Origin of the sequence: Pseudomonas sp. PA-1-6B, from assembly GCF_021609545.1 — a bacterium.
Taxonomy (GTDB): domain Bacteria; phylum Pseudomonadota; class Gammaproteobacteria; order Pseudomonadales; family Pseudomonadaceae; genus Aquipseudomonas; species Aquipseudomonas fluorescens_BV.
On record NZ_WJZM01000011.1, the window covers coordinates 78,268 to 95,814 of the forward strand.

The window sequence follows — 17,547 nt, forward strand, 5'->3', positions numbered from 1 at the left end:
CTTGCTAGCTCCTACAGGGGCTTGGTGTCGTTGCCAAGCAGGCTTTCGGCTTTCTGGATGACGATTTCCAGCAGCGCATTCAATGCCGGGGAGGGTGCAGCGTCTTTCAAGGTCAGCGCATACAGGCTGACCACTATCGGTGGCGACACCGGGCACGCATCAAGCCCGGACTCGCGTGCACCCAAGGCGGTGAACGGGTCGACAATCGCCAGGCCTTCTCCGGCCTCCACCAGGCCGCGCATCATCGGGTAGGTTTGCACCCGCGTCTGCACCACGGGCAACGGCCGCAGGGCGTGCAGCTTGGCATCCAGCAAGCGACTGAGCGGGTCATGGCCTTCAAGGCCGATCAACGACTGGCCGGCCAACTCCTGCAGCGCAATGTATTTTTGCTTGGGCTTGAGCCAGCCATGGGGGGCCAGCAACTGCAATTTGCCTTGGGCCAGCACCGTGCTTTGGATGTGTGGATGCTCAGGGTCATGCAGGCTAAGGCCCACATCGGCTTCATGCAACAGCAGGCTGTTGATGATCTCGCCAACTGGCTGGCTCGACAGGTTGCACGGCATGTCCTGGAAACGTCGACGCAGCGCAGCAATGCTCTGCGGCAACAGTTGGTTGGCCAGCGGCGGCGTGCAGAGCGCGCGCAGGGGCGGCGCATGATGGTGTTTCAAGCGGCTGGCAAGGCGTTGCAGCGGCTCCAGGGTTTCGTACAGAGCAGTGATTTGTGCCTGCAATTCCAGGGTTTCCCGGGTGGCCTGCAAGCGCCCGCGCACGCTGGCGAACAGCATGAAGCCCAGTTGCTGCTCAGCGTCCTTGAGGGTGGCGTCTACTTCGCCCACGGGGAGTTGCAACCACTCGGCGGCGGTGCCGAGGTGGCCGGTCTGCAAGATGGCCTGAATCACTTCGATATGACGTAAACGCATGGCCGGAGTCTATGTGCAGTGCGCAGGGGATTCAATGGCGCAGGCCTTCGTGCGCAAAAAAGACTGCCGGGGTCGTCCCGGCCTATGGCGCTCAGCCAGGACCCCATTAGAATGGCGGGTCTGATCAGCAACGACCCCTGCCGGTTTCCCGGTACTTAAAATAAAAAACAGGTCTGGTCTCATATGCCTCTACCCTCGACGTTCTTCGGGGTAACGGCCAAGCAACTCGTGGTCCTGGTGACCGTGGGAGGCCTGGCGGCTTACTTCTTCAATCATCAGGATGAACCGACGCCGGACAACCTCGCACTGGAAGCCTTTATTCGCTCCCAGCAACAGGTGGGCGAGCAGGTGGGCGCAGTCGTGGGGATCACCCTGGTCAGGGAGGTGGAGGCTTACCCCGCGTACAATGCGGCAGGTTACAAGCGCTCGATGTTTACCGTGCAAGGGGAACACGGCCAGGTGCTGGTGACGCTCAAGCAAGACGAGCAGGGCATAGAGGTGACGCAGATCCGCCGCCCATGAACGTCCCCAGCCCAGTCGCCAGGACTGAGCAGGTGAACAAGGCAAGCGCTTACGATGCCAGAGTAGTTTCGGACTCGCGCACGAGAATGGTGCCCGACTGGATCAGTTTGAATTCATCACCTTCCAGCTTTTCTACACGGTCGCCAATGGCCAGCTTGTAGGTCGTGGTGGGCGTCGATCCGGCCACGTCGCCTTGCGCCGGGTTGGATTCCTGGAACTCATGCACCGAATACACGCGGCCTTCCGCGTCTCTGGCATGAAACTGTCCAACAAGTACTGCAGCCATCTGTTTAGAACCTCTGGAGATAAACACTCGATTTGCGGTTCTGTAGACCGTCAGGGAGCGGGGTAGTTTACCTATAAGAAAAAAATACTATTCGCTGATATTTTCAGACGCTTCCTACGCAAGTGCTTGCAAGGAAAACGGCGAGGAAATCCGCAAAACCCTCTGGTGAACGCGTCGCGAAGCCTCTATAACTACAGGCTCCTTTATTCAGAAGTCGGGAAACCTCAATGAGCAAGGTCTACACGATTGCCGTCCTGGTGGGCAGCTTGAGAAAAGAGTCGATCAACCGCAAGGTCGCCCTGGCCCTGGCCGAACTGGCCCCTGCCAATCTCAAGTTGAACATTGTTGAAATCGGCGACTTGCCGCTCTACAACGAGGACATCGACGGTGCAACACCGCCCGCAGCCTACAGTACTTTCCGCAAACAAGTGAGTTCATCCGACGCGGTGCTGTTCGTCACCCCCGAATACAACCGCTCCGTGCCGGCGGCCTTGAAAAATGCCATCGACGTGGGTTCGCGCCCATACGGGCAAAGCGCCTGGAGTGGCAAGCCGGGGGCGATCATCAGCGTGTCGCCGGGTGCCATTGGCGGCTTTGGCGCCAACCACCATTTGCGCCAGTCCCTGGTGTTCCTGGATGTGTGGTGCATGCAACAGCCGGAAGCCTACTTGGGCGGGGCAGGCAGTGTGTTCGATGAGGCGGGGAGGGTGTCGGAAAAGACTAAGCCGTTCCTGCAGGCATTCATCGATGCCTACGGCAAGTGGGTGGAAAAGCAGAAAGGCTGAAATTAGCCCGGCACCTGTAGGAGCGAGCTTGCTCGCGAAAAACTCGACGACAACGCGTTCATTCAGGATGTCAGCGTTACCGTTAGCGATCTTCGCGAGCAAGCTCGCTCCTACAGTAGGGGGTTATCGCAACCAGTTGGTGCGTGCCAGTTCGATAACCTCATCGCCACGCCCGCTCATCACCGCCTTGAGCATGTACAGGCTGAACCCCTTGGCCTGTTCCAGCTTGATGCTCGGCGGCATCACCAGTTCCTGAGTCGCGGTCACCACGTCCACCAACACCGGGCCATCGTGGGCCAGGGCACGGCGCAGTGCCGGTTCCAGGTCTTCGGATTGCTCCACACGTATGCCCAAAATGCCCATGGCATTGGACATGGCCGCGAAGTCCGGGTTTTTCAGCTCGGTGCCGGTGTCCAGGTAACCCGCAGCCTTCATCTCCATGGCGACAAAGCCCAGGGACGAATTGTTGAACACCACGAGTTTGACCGGCAATTGCAGCTGCGCAAGGGAAATGAAATCCCCCATCAACATGGTGAAACCACCGTCCCCGGACATCGAGATCACCTGCCGTCCAGGGAACGCCGCCTGGGCGCCGATAGCCTGAGGCATGGCGTTGGCCATCGAGCCATGGTTGAACGAGCCGATCAGCCGGCGCTTGCCGTTCATCTTCAGATAGCGCGCTGCCCACACGGTGGGTGAGCCGACATCGGCGGTAAAGATCGCATCATCATCGGCCAGTTCGCTGAGCAAGCGCGCCACATACTGGGGATGAATCGGCCGGCCGGCTTTGGACGGTTGCGCCAGGTCATCCAGGCCTTGGCGGGCTTTTTCGTAGTGCTTGAGGGAGGTCTCGAGGAAGCTGCGATCAGCCTTGCGGGTCAGGCGCGGCAACAGCGCGTCGATGGTTTCACTGACATCGGCGGCGATGCCCAGGTCCAAGGTCGCACGCCGCCCCAGGGCTTGGGGGTTGCGGTCCACCTGGATGATCCTGGCGTCGGTCGGATAGAACTGGCGATAAGGGAAGTCGGTGCCGAGCATGACCAAGGTGTCGCAATCGAGCATGGCGTGGTAGCCGGAGCTGAAACCGATCAGGCCGGTCATGCCGACGTCGAACGGGTTATCCCACTCCACGTGCTCCTTGCCCCGCAGTGCGTGAACCACCGGCGCGCCGAGGGCGTCGGCCAGCGCCACCACTTGATCGTGGGCACCGGCACAGCCGCTGCCACACAGCAGGGTGACTTTCTCGCTGCTCTGGAGCATGTCGGTGAGGCGCTGCAAGTCCTGCTCAACCGGCACGGTGCGCGGTGCGTGCAAGGCCGGCCACGGCTTGAGCTTATCTTCCACCTCCAGCAGCGACACATCCCCCGGAATCACCACCACCGCCACGCCTCGGTTGAGGATCGCCGAGCGCATGGCACGGTGCAGCACTTGAGGCATCTGTTCAAAGTTGCTCACCAGCTCGATAAAGTGGCTGCATTCCTTGAACAGTTCCTGGGGATGGGTTTCCTGAAAGTAATTCAGGCCAACCTCCGAGGACGGAATTTGCGCGGCAATCGCCAGCACCGGCACATGGTTGCGATGGCAATCGAACAAACCATTGATCAAATGCAGGTTACCCGGCCCGCAACTGCCAGCGCACACCGTCAACTCGCCGGTGGCCGCCGCTTCGGCACCGGCGGCGAAGGCGGCAACCTCCTCGTGGCGCACATGCATCCACTCGATGCTGTCCATGCTGCGCAGGGCGTCGGTCAGGCCATTCAGGCTGTCGCCGGTCAGCCCCCAGATACGCTTGATACCCGCTTGTTCCAGGGTGGTCGCCAACTGCTGGGCCAGGTTGATTTTCGCCATGAGGAACTCCAATCGTCAGTGAGGTTGAAAAACTGCTGATCAGTAGGGGACAGTTCAATCACGGCGAATGCTCCGCCTTTAATGTGAAGATTGCGTCATGCTTGCGCGGTATTGCCGCGTACGCCGCGCGATAAACCACTGGTCACAGGCCAATGCCAGCCAGGGCGCAACGTTGGGGTTGGGCAGACGGCCGCGGCTCAGGCGACGCATCTGGTCGCGCACCACGGCGAGGGTGGCGAGGGCGGCCAGCGGTTTGCGCTTCCATTCCATGGGCCGCAGTTGTGGGTTGAGGTCGCGACCTTCACGCCACTGTTTGATCAGTTGCGGCTCCAGGGTCAGGGCGGTGGCGATGCCGGCCATGGCGATGCCGCTGTCCAATACTTGCTGGACCACCGGTAAGCGGCGAATACCTCCGGTCACCATCAGTGGCATGGTGGCGATGCTCGCCATTTGCGTGGCGAAATCCAAAAAGTAGGCTTCACGGGCCAAGGTTCGGCCGTCTCGCGCCTCACCTTGCATGGCCGGCGCTTCATAGCTGCCGCCGGACAACTCAAGCAAGTCGATCTTCAGCGTATTGAGCATCTCCACTACAGCGCGTGCATCGGTCTCATCGAAGCCGCCGCGCTGGAAGTCTGCGGAATTGAGCTTCACCGACACACAAAATGATGGGCTGACGCTGGCACGTACGGCACGGACGACCTCCAGCAGCAGGCGTGCGCGGTTTTCCAAGGGGCCGCCCCAGCGGTCGGTGCGGTGGTTGCTCAAGGGCGAGAGGAACTGACTCAACAAATAGCCATGGGCGCCGTGGATCTGCACCCCGGTGAACCCGGCTTGCTCGGCCAGGCGGGCGCTGGTGGCGAAGCGCTTGATGACGTCCTGGATGTCATCTTCGGTCATGGCCTTGGGCTTGGCGAACATCTTGGAAAAACTGCCCACATCCAGCGCAATAGCCGAGGGTGCCAATGCTTGTTGACCGAGGTTGGCCATGGTCTGGCGGCCTGGATGGCTGAGCTGTACCCAGAAGTGCACACCTTTGGCCCGGGCTACGTCGGCCCATTCACGAAAACTGGCCAGGTGTTGCTCGTTTTCCAGCGCGACACCGCCAGGGCCGGTCATGGCGCGGCGGTCGATCATCACGTTACCGGTCAGCAGCAGGCCAGGCTCGCCGTCGGCCCAGGTCTTGTACAGCTGCTTCAAGGCTTTGGACGGTGCCTGATGCAGGTCCGCCATATTCTCTTCCATCGCGGCCTTGGCGATGCGGTTGGCGATGACTTGGCCGTTAGGCAGTTGCAGCGATTCGAACGGTGACATGGGTTAACTCCTGAGCAGGGGAGGTCTCAGGCTAAGCTTAAAGTTAACTTTAATGTCAAGCGGCAGTCGATCACACAGGATTGACGGGCGATGGAGCTGTAGGAGCGAGCTTGCTCGCTCCTACAAGGTGTCAGCGGCGGCGGAACAGCGGCAGTGGTTCATCGGTGGCCGCTTGATACGTCACCGAGAAGTCCTTGAGACTTTCCAGCGCTTCGTACGGGTCTTTGTCCGCGCGCAAGGCGAAGGCATCGAACCCGCAGCGGTGCAGGTAGAACAACTGGTCACGCAGCACGTCGCCAATGGCGCGCAATTCACCCTTGTAACCATAACGGTCACGCAGCAGGCGTGCGTTGGAGTAGTTGCGCCCGTCGGTGAAGGCCGGGAAGTTCAGGGCGATGACCTGAAAATGCTGCACGTCATCACCGATTTCTTCGGCTTCTTCATCGGCGTCCAGCCACACGCCCAGGCCGCCATCGCGGGCCTTGAGGGCATGGCCGTGCTCGCGCCACAGTGCCAGCGGCACGATCAGGTCGTCGCAGTTGGAGATGCCGTCGAAGCTCGCGTCCTTGGGCAGCAGGTGCCAGGTTTCGTCGACGACTGCGTTGTTCTTAATGATTCGCTGCATAGACACGCTCCTTGAACAGGTCGATGCCGATGCGCTGGTAGGTGTCGATGAAGCGCTCATCTTCGGTACGCTGTTCGATATACACATCGATCAGCTTGCCGATCACCTCCGGCATGGCTTCCTGGGCGAAGGATGGGCCGAGGATCTTGCCCAGGCTCGCATCGCGGCTGGCGCTGCCACCCAGGGACACTTGATAGAATTCTTCGCCTTTCTTGTCCACGCCCAGGATGCCGATGTGGCCGACGTGGTGGTGACCACAGGCGTTCATGCAACCGGAGATGTTCAGGTCCAGCTCGCCGATGTCGAACAGGTAATCCAGGTCGTCGAAACGGCGCTGGATCGACTCGGCAATCGGGATCGACTTGGCGTTGGCCAGGGAGCAGAAGTCGCCGCCCGGGCAGCAGATGATATCGGTCAGCAGGCCGATGTTCGGCGTAGCAAAGCCGCCTTCGCGCAGTTCGCCCCACAGGGTGAACAATTGGCTCTGTTCAACGTCCGCGAGAATGATGTTCTGCTCGTGGGAGGTGCGCAGTTGGCCAAAGCTGTAGCGCTCGGCCAGGTCGGCGACGGCATCCAGCTGCTTGTCGGTGATATCGCCAGGTGCAACGCCGGTGGGCTTGAGCGACAGGGTCACTGCCACGTAGCCGGGCTTCTTGTGCGCCAGGGTATTGCGCGTGCGCCAGCGGGCGAAACCTGGGTGTTGCTGGTCGAGTGCGGCCAACTCGGCGTCCTGATTGCTCAGGGCCTTGTACTCAGGGTCGACGAAGTGCTTGGCGACGCGGTGCACTTCGGCTTCGGTCAGGGTGGTCTGGCCGCCGCGCAGGTGTTCCATTTCGGCATCGACTTTCTGGGCAAACACCTCAGGGGTCAGCGCCTTGACCAGGATCTTGATCCGGGCCTTGTACTTGTTGTCGCGACGGCCATAGCGGTTGTAGACCCGCAGGATGGCGTCGAGGTAGCTCAACAGGTCCTGCCATGGCAGGAACTCGTTGATGAACGCACCGACCACCGGCGTACGACCGAGGCCGCCACCCACCAGCACACGGAAGCCCAGCTCGCCTGCAGCGTTGTACACCGGCTCCAGGCCGATATCGTGGACTTCGATGGCGGCGCGGTCCGAGGTCGAGCCATTGATGGCGATCTTGAACTTGCGTGGCAGGTAGGCGAACTCAGGGTGGAAGGTAGTCCACTGGCGCACGATTTCGCACCACGGCCGTGGGTCGATCAACTCGTCGGCAGCGACGCCGGCAAATTGGTCGGTAGTCACGTTGCGCAGGCAGTTACCGCTGGTCTGAATGGCGTGCATCTGCACGGTAGCCAGTTCAGCCAGGATATCCGGCACATCTTCCAGGGCCGGCCAGTTGAACTGCACGTTCTGGCGGGTGCTGATGTGGGCATAGCCTTTGTCGAAGTCGCGGGCGATCTTGGCCATCATTCGCGTCTGGCGCGACGTCAGTTGGCCATAGGGCACGGCCACCCTCAGCATCGGCGCAAAGCGCTGAACGTAAAGGCCATTTTGCAGGCGCAGAGGGCGGAACTCTTCTTCGCTCAGTTCACCTGCTAAGTAGCGTCGGGTCTGATCACGGAACTGCTTGACGCGGTCCTCGATGATGCGCTGATCGTATTCGTCGTATACGTACATATAGGTCCTGTTCTCGGCAAATCTGCGCGCACGGCCGCGCACTCCCAACGGAGCCGGCGCACGATACCAGTTTGCGTATATGCGCAAAAGTGATGTTTGGGTATATGCACATAACCAAACTGACTAATGAGAACAGTTATCGCGATACCCACATTTGTCATGGGGGCAAGACTGGTCTTTACTGTGGACGAGTCTTAGTGCAGTCACCTATAAAACCGACAAGAGGCGATGCGATGAGTAATTCCACCAAAGCCCGTAAACCTGACAGTACCGTTGATGCCTGGGCCATTTTGTTTCTGATCATTCTTGTGGTCGGCACCGCTGTATTTTGGGTCAGCCACCAGTAATAAAACCGTTGATTGAGCAGCGATTGGTTGTCGAGCAGCCAAGATGATGGCGGTCGATATTCAAGGTTCATCTGAGCGCCTGCAGTTGTCAGCGCCGCCAGCGCCGGTGGATTCCGTGCGCTGGCGGTCGTTGGCAAACCGGCGTCCTGTTTATGCGTTCAGTCTGCATCGGCGGCTGCGTTAAACACCGGCCAGGTACAGCACCAGCTTGACGATGCCAAACAGCGTCAAGGCAAACACCACCGTGAACGCAATGCCCAGGATCACAAAGTGGCTGGGTTTGCCATGGGTGAAATCGCGGGCGCGATTCTTGCCGCTTTGCACACCGAACGCGGCGGCCGTCACGCTGTGCAGCATCTGCCAGAAGGTCGGTGGTTTGTTATCGATTGGATCGTCCATAAACCCCTCGTCAACATGGTTCTCGTGCAGAGTATAGACAGTCTGTCGAGGCTCATTTGGAACCCAGTACCTCCAACCCCAGGAATAGCCGCTGATCAAGCGGTGGCTTGATCTCGGCTTTCTCCAGATTGACCACGGCGCGGTTGTCGGCACGCGCCTGTTCAATCAGTTCCCGGCGCGTATATCGCTGCTCACTCGGGGTTTTAAGGTGGCCGAAATCAGGTTGGGAGGGCGGTTGATCGGCGGATGAATAATGGAAATGGGCGTACCACAAAACATTGCCCTTACCCTTTATACCCGCCCTGATTTTGCTTTTGTCGCGTACTGCATACTCGGTGAGAAAGTCACCGGCCTTCAACGGCACGCGGCTGCTGACCAGGTTGATATCGACAAAGCCGTGCTGCCACAAATACTCGACGTTGGCCGCCTTGGGGCGTTGTAACTTGTACCCCTCGCTGCAACGTTCGCGGGCCTGCTGCGTCGCTTCGGCTGCCTTGGCGCGGTATTGCCCGATCAGCGCCTGAGCGCGGGGGGCTGTGGCGTGATCGCGCTGGAGCTCTTCGGCAAGGGCTTCAAGCTTTTCCGCGTGCTGGGTGAGCATCACATCCCATTCGTGAGGGGCGACCTCGTTCAGCCGGTCGGGTTGTTGCAGCTTGCGTTGTTGGAAGCGAATGCTTGCATCAATACTTGCCCGCTCCTCCAAGGCAGTTCGTGCGAGTGTTTCTATCGTCTTTAATGATCGCACGGCACGCGGCGCAGGTTTTACCTGCGCACGAGCCTGTACAACTTCGTTCCACAGGCCCTCGTTGGCGTGTTCATGATAAGTAGCGACGGTTTGCCCGGTGATTTCGTCCTTGATGTCGACGAACTCGCCTTCAACGCCCTCCTCGCGGGGGCGCAGTTCACCCACCAGCGTCTCCTGGTTGCGGGTCTTGATAACCTTGCGGGTGGCGGGTTTCTGTCGGGCGCTCCGGTGGGGGCGGGGCGCAGGGGCAAAGCCCTCTTCAGCGAGAATCAATTGGGCCAGTTGTGCTTCCAGGTCTGTTCGCGACTTGCCGAACTGTTCCATGAACGGTCCACGATACTGCTCTCGCAAAAGCGTGGAACCCATTTCAGCTAATGAGTTAACGGCGTTTTCCAGCCGATCGTACTGCTGGAGCGCATCCTTGAGGATGTCAATTTGTTCGGTCGGTGAGTAACCGCTGGTGGCACGCATTTCGGTGTGAGTGAGTATAGCGGTGGTGGCTCTGCGATCAGTGAGTACCTCCAGGAAAGGACGCTCCTCTGGCTTACCGGTATCAAGAGCACGATTAACTATCAATTCAACGAACGCTAACAGCATGTGCTGTTCTACGATGACGGAAGAAATAGTGCTGGAGGGCGTAAGCTGTCTCATCAGTTGCTCGCGCAACGCCTTACCCGCCTGCTGCAGAAAGTCTTCGACTTTTTCTGCCACGGTGAACATTTCCTTGAGCAGTTCCAATCGCTGCGTCGCGCCGTTGATGAATTCCTCATAGGCGTCGGTGATTTGGTCGGCAAGTTCATTGTCAAAACGGCGCAGGAGTTCGGCAAGGCTTTCGCCGCGTCCGGTTTCCAGCGTGTTGGAGATTTTTTGATGTAGATTCGAATATAACAACAATAAGTGAGTGTAGATGTTGGTGGCTGCGATATCGCGTCCTTCTTTGTATGAAGCTTGGGTTCGGTCTATATCCAGCAGCTCTCCAGCCAGGGCCAGGGTCCTTTCCTGCGTGGAAATAAATGCCTGCGTGTTTGCCTCGTAATGCTCGACCGCGACGGTCCACGCGTTTTTGGCGCGAATGGCTGAACGTTGCCTTTGGGCATAACGCTCTGCGATTCTGGGGCGCAGTGCGGGAAGTAACTCAGGGCTGGCAAGTCTGACCCAGTCCTCTCTCAAGGCCCGTTTGTGTTCTATCAGTTGTTCCTTGGCGCTTTTCAGTGCAGCGCTAAGCTGTCGCGCCTGCGACTCCAATGACTGTGCTTCAATGCGCAGGATTTCCAATCCTGAACTCAATTCCTGCAAGCGTTCCTGTCGTGTTGTGTTCCATTTGCCCAGCCGCTCTCTAGGCATACCACCTTCCAGCCGAGCCTGTCGGTCCAGCCGCCAATGACCCTGCCCATCGCTCACCAGCCTGAAGCCAGGATGATGAGGGTGCCGCGGATGCACCAGGTAGACTTCATCGAACCCAGGTACAACGCTGACCTGGAACAATAGCCCGCCCAGGCTGGCATGCCAGATGTCATCAATGCGGTAGAGGCCTTTAAGTGAACCGCTGGACTGCGGGAGCGGCAAAGGCTCGGGCCAAGGCACGTTGATATCAAGCAGTGCCCTCAGCCGCTCGCTGGCTTGAGCGCTTGCCAGCGAATGACTGAAGTCCAGGGCCGTGTGGCCCGAAGCCGGTGGCTCTCCGGGCAGCGAGACCGCGCCGGGGCGGATCGCTGGTAATTCGTGCGGCACGGCCAGGCCAGGCATACGACGCCAGGCTTGAAGGTGCAGGGCGCCTTCGTCTGCGCGCTGAGGCGACCACGGCTTGCTGGAAGGCGATGCGCCATGCAGCAACACCATCGCAGTATTGAGCAGCAGATCAATCAACGCCAACTCGCGGGTGGTGGGATCGCTGCTGTCCAGGCCTGCCAAGTCCTGCTCCAGGCTGGCAACCAGCACCAGGAACCAGCCGGCCAACATGGCTGGGCCCTGTACCAAGGGCAGCAGCAATGTATTGAACAACAGCCAGGCACCCTCCATCACAATGGCCCATCGGCTTTCGGTGTTGGAGATCGACTCGCGGTCCGCCAGGTCGACCAGTGCCCGTGCGGTGCTGCCGAACAGATGGTTGGGCAGTTGGCCGTTGAGCTGGGACTGGAGCCATTCACCGGCGCCGTCATCGACGGCCAGGGTCGCGGGCGCTGGTTTCTCGGGTCGGTTGAACTCGTCGCCGGGCAAGAAACGGATGATGTGCGGCTCTTTGATGCCGCCGTGTGCATAGATGGGGCGCGCCTTGTCCGACAGCCAGGTCAGCACGCTGTCCTGCAACACACCCGGTTCGGCGATGGCCTCCAGCAGCGCCTGGCGCGTGGGGTATTCGTAGAGGGACTCGGCGTACAGCGGTCGGTACAGCAAGTGTGGGCCGACCTGGGAGTCGCGAGGCTCAATGATAAACATATTATTTACTTCGTCCGGCGTGGCCCCGGCTTTGCGGCACAACGCCAGGGGGCGCAGGACGATTTCCTGATCGTTGACGAGTCTGAGCGAAGGCGTTTCTCCCATGAGCGCCTTGACATACTGATAACCCGTCACGGTCATGCCATGCTGCTGGCGGACCTTGAATTCCAGCGCCTGCATCGGCAGATGAGCCTTCAGTTCGCGAGTAAACAGCACCTCGCGGCGACGTGCCTCGACGGTATCGGACAGCAGCAGCTCTTTGAGGGCATTGGGGTAGGTGGTGCCGATATCGACGCGCTGGATCAGGCCGTTGCTGCCCATCAGATAGTCTTCATTCAACCAGCCAGGCAGTGGCGTGGCTGTTGTGGAAGACAGCTTCAACGTACCTTTGGGCTTGCCGGCCAGATTCTTCAGGGCCAGCTCCGTCAGGGACATGCGCACGTGTTCGATGATCCCGGCGCCGCCCGGATAACCCGCCGCTACCGCAAAGTCCAACTGCACCGCATCAGGGTCGAAATCGCCGTGATCAGCTTGCATTTGCTTGCGCAAGGCGACGCGGCTGAATGTGTGGATGTTTTCAATGCCCTCGTTGAACGATCGCCCCTGGTTTTTTTGCAGCACTTGCGCCATATCCTGCAAGTGGCGGTGATAGGCGAAACGATCCGCGGGCTCGGCTTGCTTGAGCCATTGCGGCAGTTGCTGGCTCACGGTGCCAAGGCGCTTGGTGTCGGGCAACTTGATGTCGGTAAAATACCTGGCCGGGTTGGTGATCATGTCCAGGCGTTGATCAAGTTCTTTTTCGTCTTGCCCCTGGAACGATAGGGTTGCCAGGTCTTCGAGTTGTTGGTTGAGGATCAGCCCGGCCTGTTGTTCAAACACGTTGGCGGCAGGTTCATTGCGGTGCCAGGTAAGGCTGTCGAACTCAAACTCGCGTTGCATCCTGCTCCCCCAGGCCTGGCTGAACGCCTCCAGCGAATCAAACGCCTGGATTGCGCCGGCTACGCTGTAGAGCAACACCTGTTTATCGCGTACCAATAACAGGTCCGGGGTCAATACCCGCACCGTCTTGCCGACGCGGGTGAGTGTGCTCTCGATGAAATATACGTAGGTGGCGGGTGAGGAGCGGGGCAGGCGCTCACGTTGCGCCGGCCAGGCGGCGACTACCGCCAGCATATCGCGCTGCACGTCGCTCAGCGGTGACTGGCTGGCCGCTGCGGCAATCATCTGACCATTGAGGAACTCTGCAAGCCACTGCCAGCGGCTGTTGCCATGATTGTCGACCTGGCTCCAGTAGTCGGCCAGATCGTGTTGCATGTACAAGTAAAGGGACGCGGGAAATTCGTCAAGAATCTGGGCGACCACCTGCATGTCGAGCGGCTGGCCATCCCCGGTCTTGAGCACGGCGGGGGGCTGTGTCGTGAGGAAGTACGGGCGCTCGCGGACGGTATGCAGGTCAAGTGGCTGTGGGTTCAGTACATGGGCGATAGCCACCTCCATGAGTGCGGGGTAGGTGTATTCACCATTGGCCTGAGGGCTGGCCAGTTTGACCGCGAGCAAGTCGAGGTTCAGCGACGGATATCGCTCCAGCATACGGCTGCGCAATGCTTTGAAGACGACGGAATACAGCGCCGGCCGCGTAGCGAAGCGCTCATGCACTGCCAGGGCGGGTAGTTGGCGAAAGGCTGAGTTTGACGAGGGAGTATTGGGTTCGGTCATGATGACATGCGTTTCCTGTGTAAAACCGGTTGTGCTGAGCTGCCGGTTCAGCGGACCGAGAATCGGTCCGACACAGGAAATCGCATTGAGTCATCGTAGGTGCGGTAAACGGTTACCGCAGCCAGTAGCAGCGTTACCTCAGTTGTCGTAGCCCAGATTCGGCGCCAGCCAACGCTCCGTCACGCTCAGGTCCTGGCCTTTGCGTGCCGTGTAGCTGGTGACCTGATCCTTGTCGACCTTGCCCACGGCGAAGTACTGCGCCTGGGGGTGGGCAAAGTACCAGCCACTGACCGCTGCCGCCGGGAACATCGCGTAGTGCTCGGTGAGAAACACGCCGCTGCGGCCGGCGTGCATTTCGTGGGCTTGGGGGTCGAGCAGTTGGAACAGTTGGGCTTTTTCGGTGTGATCCGGGCACGCCGGGTAGCCGGGGGCAGGGCGGATGCCGCTGTATTGCTCCTTGATCAGCGCCTCGTTGTCCAGTTGCTCGTCCTTGGCGTAGCCCCAGTGTTCTTTACGCACTTGCTGGTGCAGCCATTCGGCGCAGGCTTCGGCCAGGCGGTCAGCCAGGGCCTTGACCATGATCGAGTTGTAGTCATCGCCCGCGTCCTGGTAAGCCTTGGCCACTTCCTCGGCACCGATGCCGGCGGTGGTGATGAACCCACCGATGTAATCGGTCACGCCGCTGTCCTTGGGCGCGACGAAGTCAGCCAGGGAGAAGTTCGGCTTGCCGTCGGTCTTGATGATCTGCTGGCGCAGGTGGTGCAGCCTGGCAATAGGCTGGCCGTCGTCGCCGTAGACTTCCAGGTCGTCATCCTGCACTTGGTTGGTCGGCCAGAAACCGAACACCGCCCGGGCGCTGATGAGTTTCTCGTCGATCAACTTCTTGAGCATTTCCCGGGCATCGGCATACAGCGCGGTAGCCGCTTCGCCGACCACTTCATCGGTGAGGATGCGCGGGAACTTGCCGGCCAGGTCCCAGGAGATGAAGAACGGCGTCCAGTCGATGTACTCGGCCAGCACGTTGAGGTCGATATTGTCCAGCACCCTGGCGCCGGTAAAGGTTGGCACCACCGGGGTGTAGCTGCTCCAGTCGAACTGCGGCTTCTTGGCGATGGCTGCCGGGTAGCTCAGGCGCTCGGTGCGCGCACTGCGGTTGGAGGTGCGCTCACGTACATCGATATATTCCAGGCGGGTCTTCTCGACGAAACCGGCCTTCAGCTCCTTGGACAGCAACTGCGTGGCCACGCCCACGGCGCGGGAGGCGTCGGTGACGTAGATCACCGCGTCATTGCTGTACTTGGGCTCGATCTTTACCGCCGTGTGCGCCTTGGAGGTGGTGGCGCCGCCGATCATCAGCGGCAGGTGGAAATCCTGGCGCTGCATTTCGCGGGCCACATGCACCATTTCATCCAGGGACGGCGTGATCAGGCCGGACAGGCCGATGATGTCGCACTTCTGCTCCTTGGCCACCTGCAGGATCTTCTCCGCCGGCACCATCACGCCCAGGTCAACAATGTCATAGCCGTTGCAGCCGAGCACCACGCCGACGATGTTCTTGCCGATGTCATGCACGTCGCCCTTGACCGTGGCCATCAGGATCTTGCCCTTGGCTTCGGGCTTGTCGCCTTTTTCCAGCTCGATGAACGGGATCAAGTGCGCCACGGCCTGTTTCATCACCCGGGCGGATTTCACCACCTGGGGCAGGAACATCTTGCCGGCGCCAAACAGGTCACCAACGATGTTCATGCCCGACATCAGTGGGCCTTCGATCACTTCGATCGGGCGTGCGAACGACAGGCGCGATTCTTCGGTGTCTTCGACGATGTGCGTGGTGATGCCCTTGACCAGCGCGTGTTCAAGACGCTTGTTGACCTCCCAGCCGCGCCACTCTTCGGTCTCGGCTTCCTTGACGCTGCCGTCGCCCTTGTACTTGTCGGCAATGGCGAGCAGGGCGTCGGTGCCTTCGGGTGTGCGGTTGAGTACCACGTCTTCGACGGCGTCACGCAGCTCGGCGGGGATCTGGTCGTAGATCTCCAACTGGCCGGCATTGACGATACCCATGGTCAGGCCCGCACGGATCGCATGCAGCAGGAACACCGAGTGGATCGCTTCGCGCACCGGGTTGTTGCCGCGGAACGAGAACGACACGTTGGACACGCCACCGGAGGTCAGCGCATACGGTAGTTCGTCGCGGATATAGGCACAGGCATTGATGAAGTCGACGGCGTAGTTGTTGTGCTCCTCGATACCGGTGGCGACCGCGAAGATGTTCGGGTCGAAGATGATGTCTTCCGGCGGGAAGCCGACTTCGTTGACCAGGATGTCGTAGGAGCGTTTGCAGATTTCTTTCTTGCGCGCTTCGGTGTCGGCCTGGCCGGCTTCGTCGAACGCCATCACCACCACGGCCGCACCGTAGCGCTTGCACAGCTTGGCGTGATGAATGAACTGCTCCACGCCTTCCTTCATGCTGATGGAGTTGACGATGCCCTTGCCCTGGATGCATTTGAGGCCGGCTTCGATCACTTCCCACTTGGAGGAGTCGATCATGATCGGCACGCGGGAGATGTCCGGCTCGCCGGCGATCAGATTGAGGAAGGTCACCATGGCCTTCTTCGAATCCAGCATGCCTTCGTCCATGTTGATGTCGATCACCTGGGCGCCGGCTTCCACCTGCTGCAGGGCGACTTCGAGGGCTTCGGTGTAGTTGTCTTCGCGGATCAGGCGGGCGAACTTGGCCGAGCCGGTGATGTTGGTACGTTCGCCGACGTTGACGAACAACGAACTGCGGTCAATGGTGAACGGCTCCAGGCCCGACAGGCGGCAGGCCTTGGGAATGTCCGGGATCGGGCGCGGCGCGTAACCGGCCACGGCCTTGGCGATGGCTTCGATATGCCCCGGCGTAGTACCGCAGCAACCGCCGACGATGTTCAGGAAGCCGCTCTGGGCGAACTCTTCGATGACCTTGGCGGTTTGCGATGGCAGTTCGTCGTACTCGCCGAATTCGTTGGGCAGGCCAGCGTTGGGATGCGCCGACACATGGGTGTTGGCCTTGTTCGACAACTCCTCCAGGTAGGGGCGCAGTTCGCTGGCGCCGAGGGCGCAGTTCAAACCGACCGAGATCGGCTTGGCGTGCGCCACGGAGTTCCAGAACGCTTCGGTGGTCTGGCCCGACAGGGTACGGCCGGACGCGTCGGTGATGGTGCCGGAGATCATGATCGGCAGTTCCACGCCCAGTTCCTCGAACACCCCTTGCACGGCGAAAATCGCGGCCTTGGCGTTGAGGGTGTCGAAGATGGTTTCGATCAGGATCAGGTCGGCGCCGCCTTCGATCAGGCCCTTGGTGGCTTCGGTGTAGTTTTCCACCAGCTCATCGAAGGTCACGTTGCGGTAGCCGGGGTTGTTCACGTCCGGCGACAGCGAGCAGGTGCGGCTGGTCGGGCCCAGCACGCCGGCGACGAAGCGCGGTTTGGCCGGGTTCTCGTGGGTTTTGGCGTCGGCCACCTTGCGCGCCAGGCGAGCGCCTTCCACGTTCAGTTCATAGGCCAGTTCTTCCATGCCGTAGTCGGCCATGGAGATACGCGTGGCGTTGAAGGTGTTGGTTTCAAGGATGTCGGCGCCAGCGTCCAGGTACGCCTTCTCGATGCCGCCAATCACGTCGGGACGGGTCAGCACCAGCAGGTCGTTGTTGCCCTTGACGTCGCTTGGCCAATCGGCGAAGCGTTTGCCACGGTAGTCCTGCTCCTCGAGCTTATAGCTCTGGATCATCGTGCCCATGCCACCGTCCAGGATCAGGATACGTTCCTTGAGGGCTTGGTGAAGGGCTTGCAGGCGAGCGCTACGATCGGGCATGGGACTACTCTGGTCAGGCATTACGGAGGGCGTGAATCATAGCAAACCTGTGCCGATTTGGAGCATGTCCGGGTTGTGCATGAATATCGCTCATGTTGCTGGCGGTCATGGCCCGG

The 17,547-nt window shown here is 60.1% G+C and carries 12 protein-coding genes; 2 read left to right on the plus strand and 10 right to left on the minus strand.

Annotation, left to right across the window (positions count from 1 at the left end; genetic code table 11):
- Positions 1–11 precede the first annotated feature (11 nt).
- Positions 12–920, minus strand: coding sequence for a LysR substrate-binding domain-containing protein (locus GIV35_RS08265; protein ID WP_236265832.1), 909 nt, complete (start codon positions 918–920; stop codon positions 12–14).
- Positions 921–1,103: 183 nt separating this feature from the next.
- Here GIV35_RS08265 and GIV35_RS08270 point away from each other — a divergent pair, with 183 nt between their 5' ends.
- Positions 1,104–1,442 carry a hypothetical protein gene (locus GIV35_RS08270; protein ID WP_014718262.1) on the plus strand — a complete coding sequence of 113 codons (339 nt, stop codon included), beginning with the start codon at positions 1,104–1,106 and terminating at the stop codon, positions 1,440–1,442.
- Positions 1,443–1,491: 49 nt separating this feature from the next.
- Here the strand turns inward: GIV35_RS08270 and GIV35_RS08275 are convergent, their stop codons facing one another.
- Positions 1,492–1,728 (minus strand): hypothetical protein, encoded by a 237-nt coding sequence (locus tag GIV35_RS08275; RefSeq protein ID WP_105227050.1) that lies wholly within the window; start codon positions 1,726–1,728, stop codon positions 1,492–1,494.
- Between the two features lie 227 nt (positions 1,729–1,955).
- Here GIV35_RS08275 and GIV35_RS08280 point away from each other — a divergent pair, with 227 nt between their 5' ends.
- On the plus strand, positions 1,956–2,513 hold the full coding sequence (locus GIV35_RS08280) for an NADPH-dependent FMN reductase (protein WP_105227049.1): 558 nt from the start codon (positions 1,956–1,958) through the stop codon (positions 2,511–2,513).
- A 123-nt stretch (positions 2,514–2,636) separates the two neighbouring features.
- Here GIV35_RS08280 and poxB read toward each other — a convergent pair whose 3' ends face one another.
- From poxB to metH, 8 genes are all read right to left on the minus strand, one after another.
- On the minus strand, positions 2,637–4,361 hold the full coding sequence (gene poxB / locus GIV35_RS08285; protein ID WP_236485854.1) for a ubiquinone-dependent pyruvate dehydrogenase: 1,725 nt from the start codon (positions 4,359–4,361) through the stop codon (positions 2,637–2,639).
- A gap of 78 nt (positions 4,362–4,439) precedes the next feature.
- Complete coding sequence (locus tag GIV35_RS08290) at positions 4,440–5,672, minus strand: NADH:flavin oxidoreductase/NADH oxidase family protein (protein ID WP_223024518.1); 1,233 nt, start codon at positions 5,670–5,672, stop codon at positions 4,440–4,442.
- Positions 5,673–5,802: 130 nt separating this feature from the next.
- The gene (locus GIV35_RS08295) at positions 5,803–6,297 is read right to left on the minus strand and encodes a DUF934 domain-containing protein (protein WP_003190711.1); all 495 of its coding nucleotides are present in this window, start codon (positions 6,295–6,297) and stop codon (positions 5,803–5,805) included.
- Positions 6,281–7,939 (minus strand): nitrite/sulfite reductase, encoded by a 1,659-nt coding sequence (locus GIV35_RS08300; RefSeq protein ID WP_003190712.1) that lies wholly within the window; start codon positions 7,937–7,939, stop codon positions 6,281–6,283. Before GIV35_RS08300 ends, GIV35_RS08295 begins: the two co-directional genes overlap by 17 nt.
- A gap of 178 nt (positions 7,940–8,117) precedes the next feature.
- Positions 8,118–8,423 carry a hypothetical protein gene (locus GIV35_RS08305; protein ID WP_236265775.1) on the minus strand — a complete coding sequence of 102 codons (306 nt, stop codon included), beginning with the start codon at positions 8,421–8,423 and terminating at the stop codon, positions 8,118–8,120.
- Positions 8,424–8,466: 43 nt separating this feature from the next.
- Positions 8,467–8,685 carry a DUF2970 domain-containing protein gene (locus GIV35_RS08310; RefSeq protein ID WP_057702850.1) on the minus strand — a complete coding sequence of 73 codons (219 nt, stop codon included), beginning with the start codon at positions 8,683–8,685 and terminating at the stop codon, positions 8,467–8,469.
- A gap of 52 nt (positions 8,686–8,737) precedes the next feature.
- The gene (locus GIV35_RS08315) at positions 8,738–13,582 is read right to left on the minus strand and encodes a dermonecrotic toxin domain-containing protein (RefSeq protein ID WP_213153112.1); all 4,845 of its coding nucleotides are present in this window, start codon (positions 13,580–13,582) and stop codon (positions 8,738–8,740) included.
- A gap of 138 nt (positions 13,583–13,720) precedes the next feature.
- On the minus strand, positions 13,721–17,431 hold the full coding sequence (gene metH, locus GIV35_RS08320; RefSeq protein ID WP_236304425.1) for a methionine synthase: 3,711 nt from the start codon (positions 17,429–17,431) through the stop codon (positions 13,721–13,723).
- Positions 17,432–17,547: the final 116 nt, after the last annotated feature.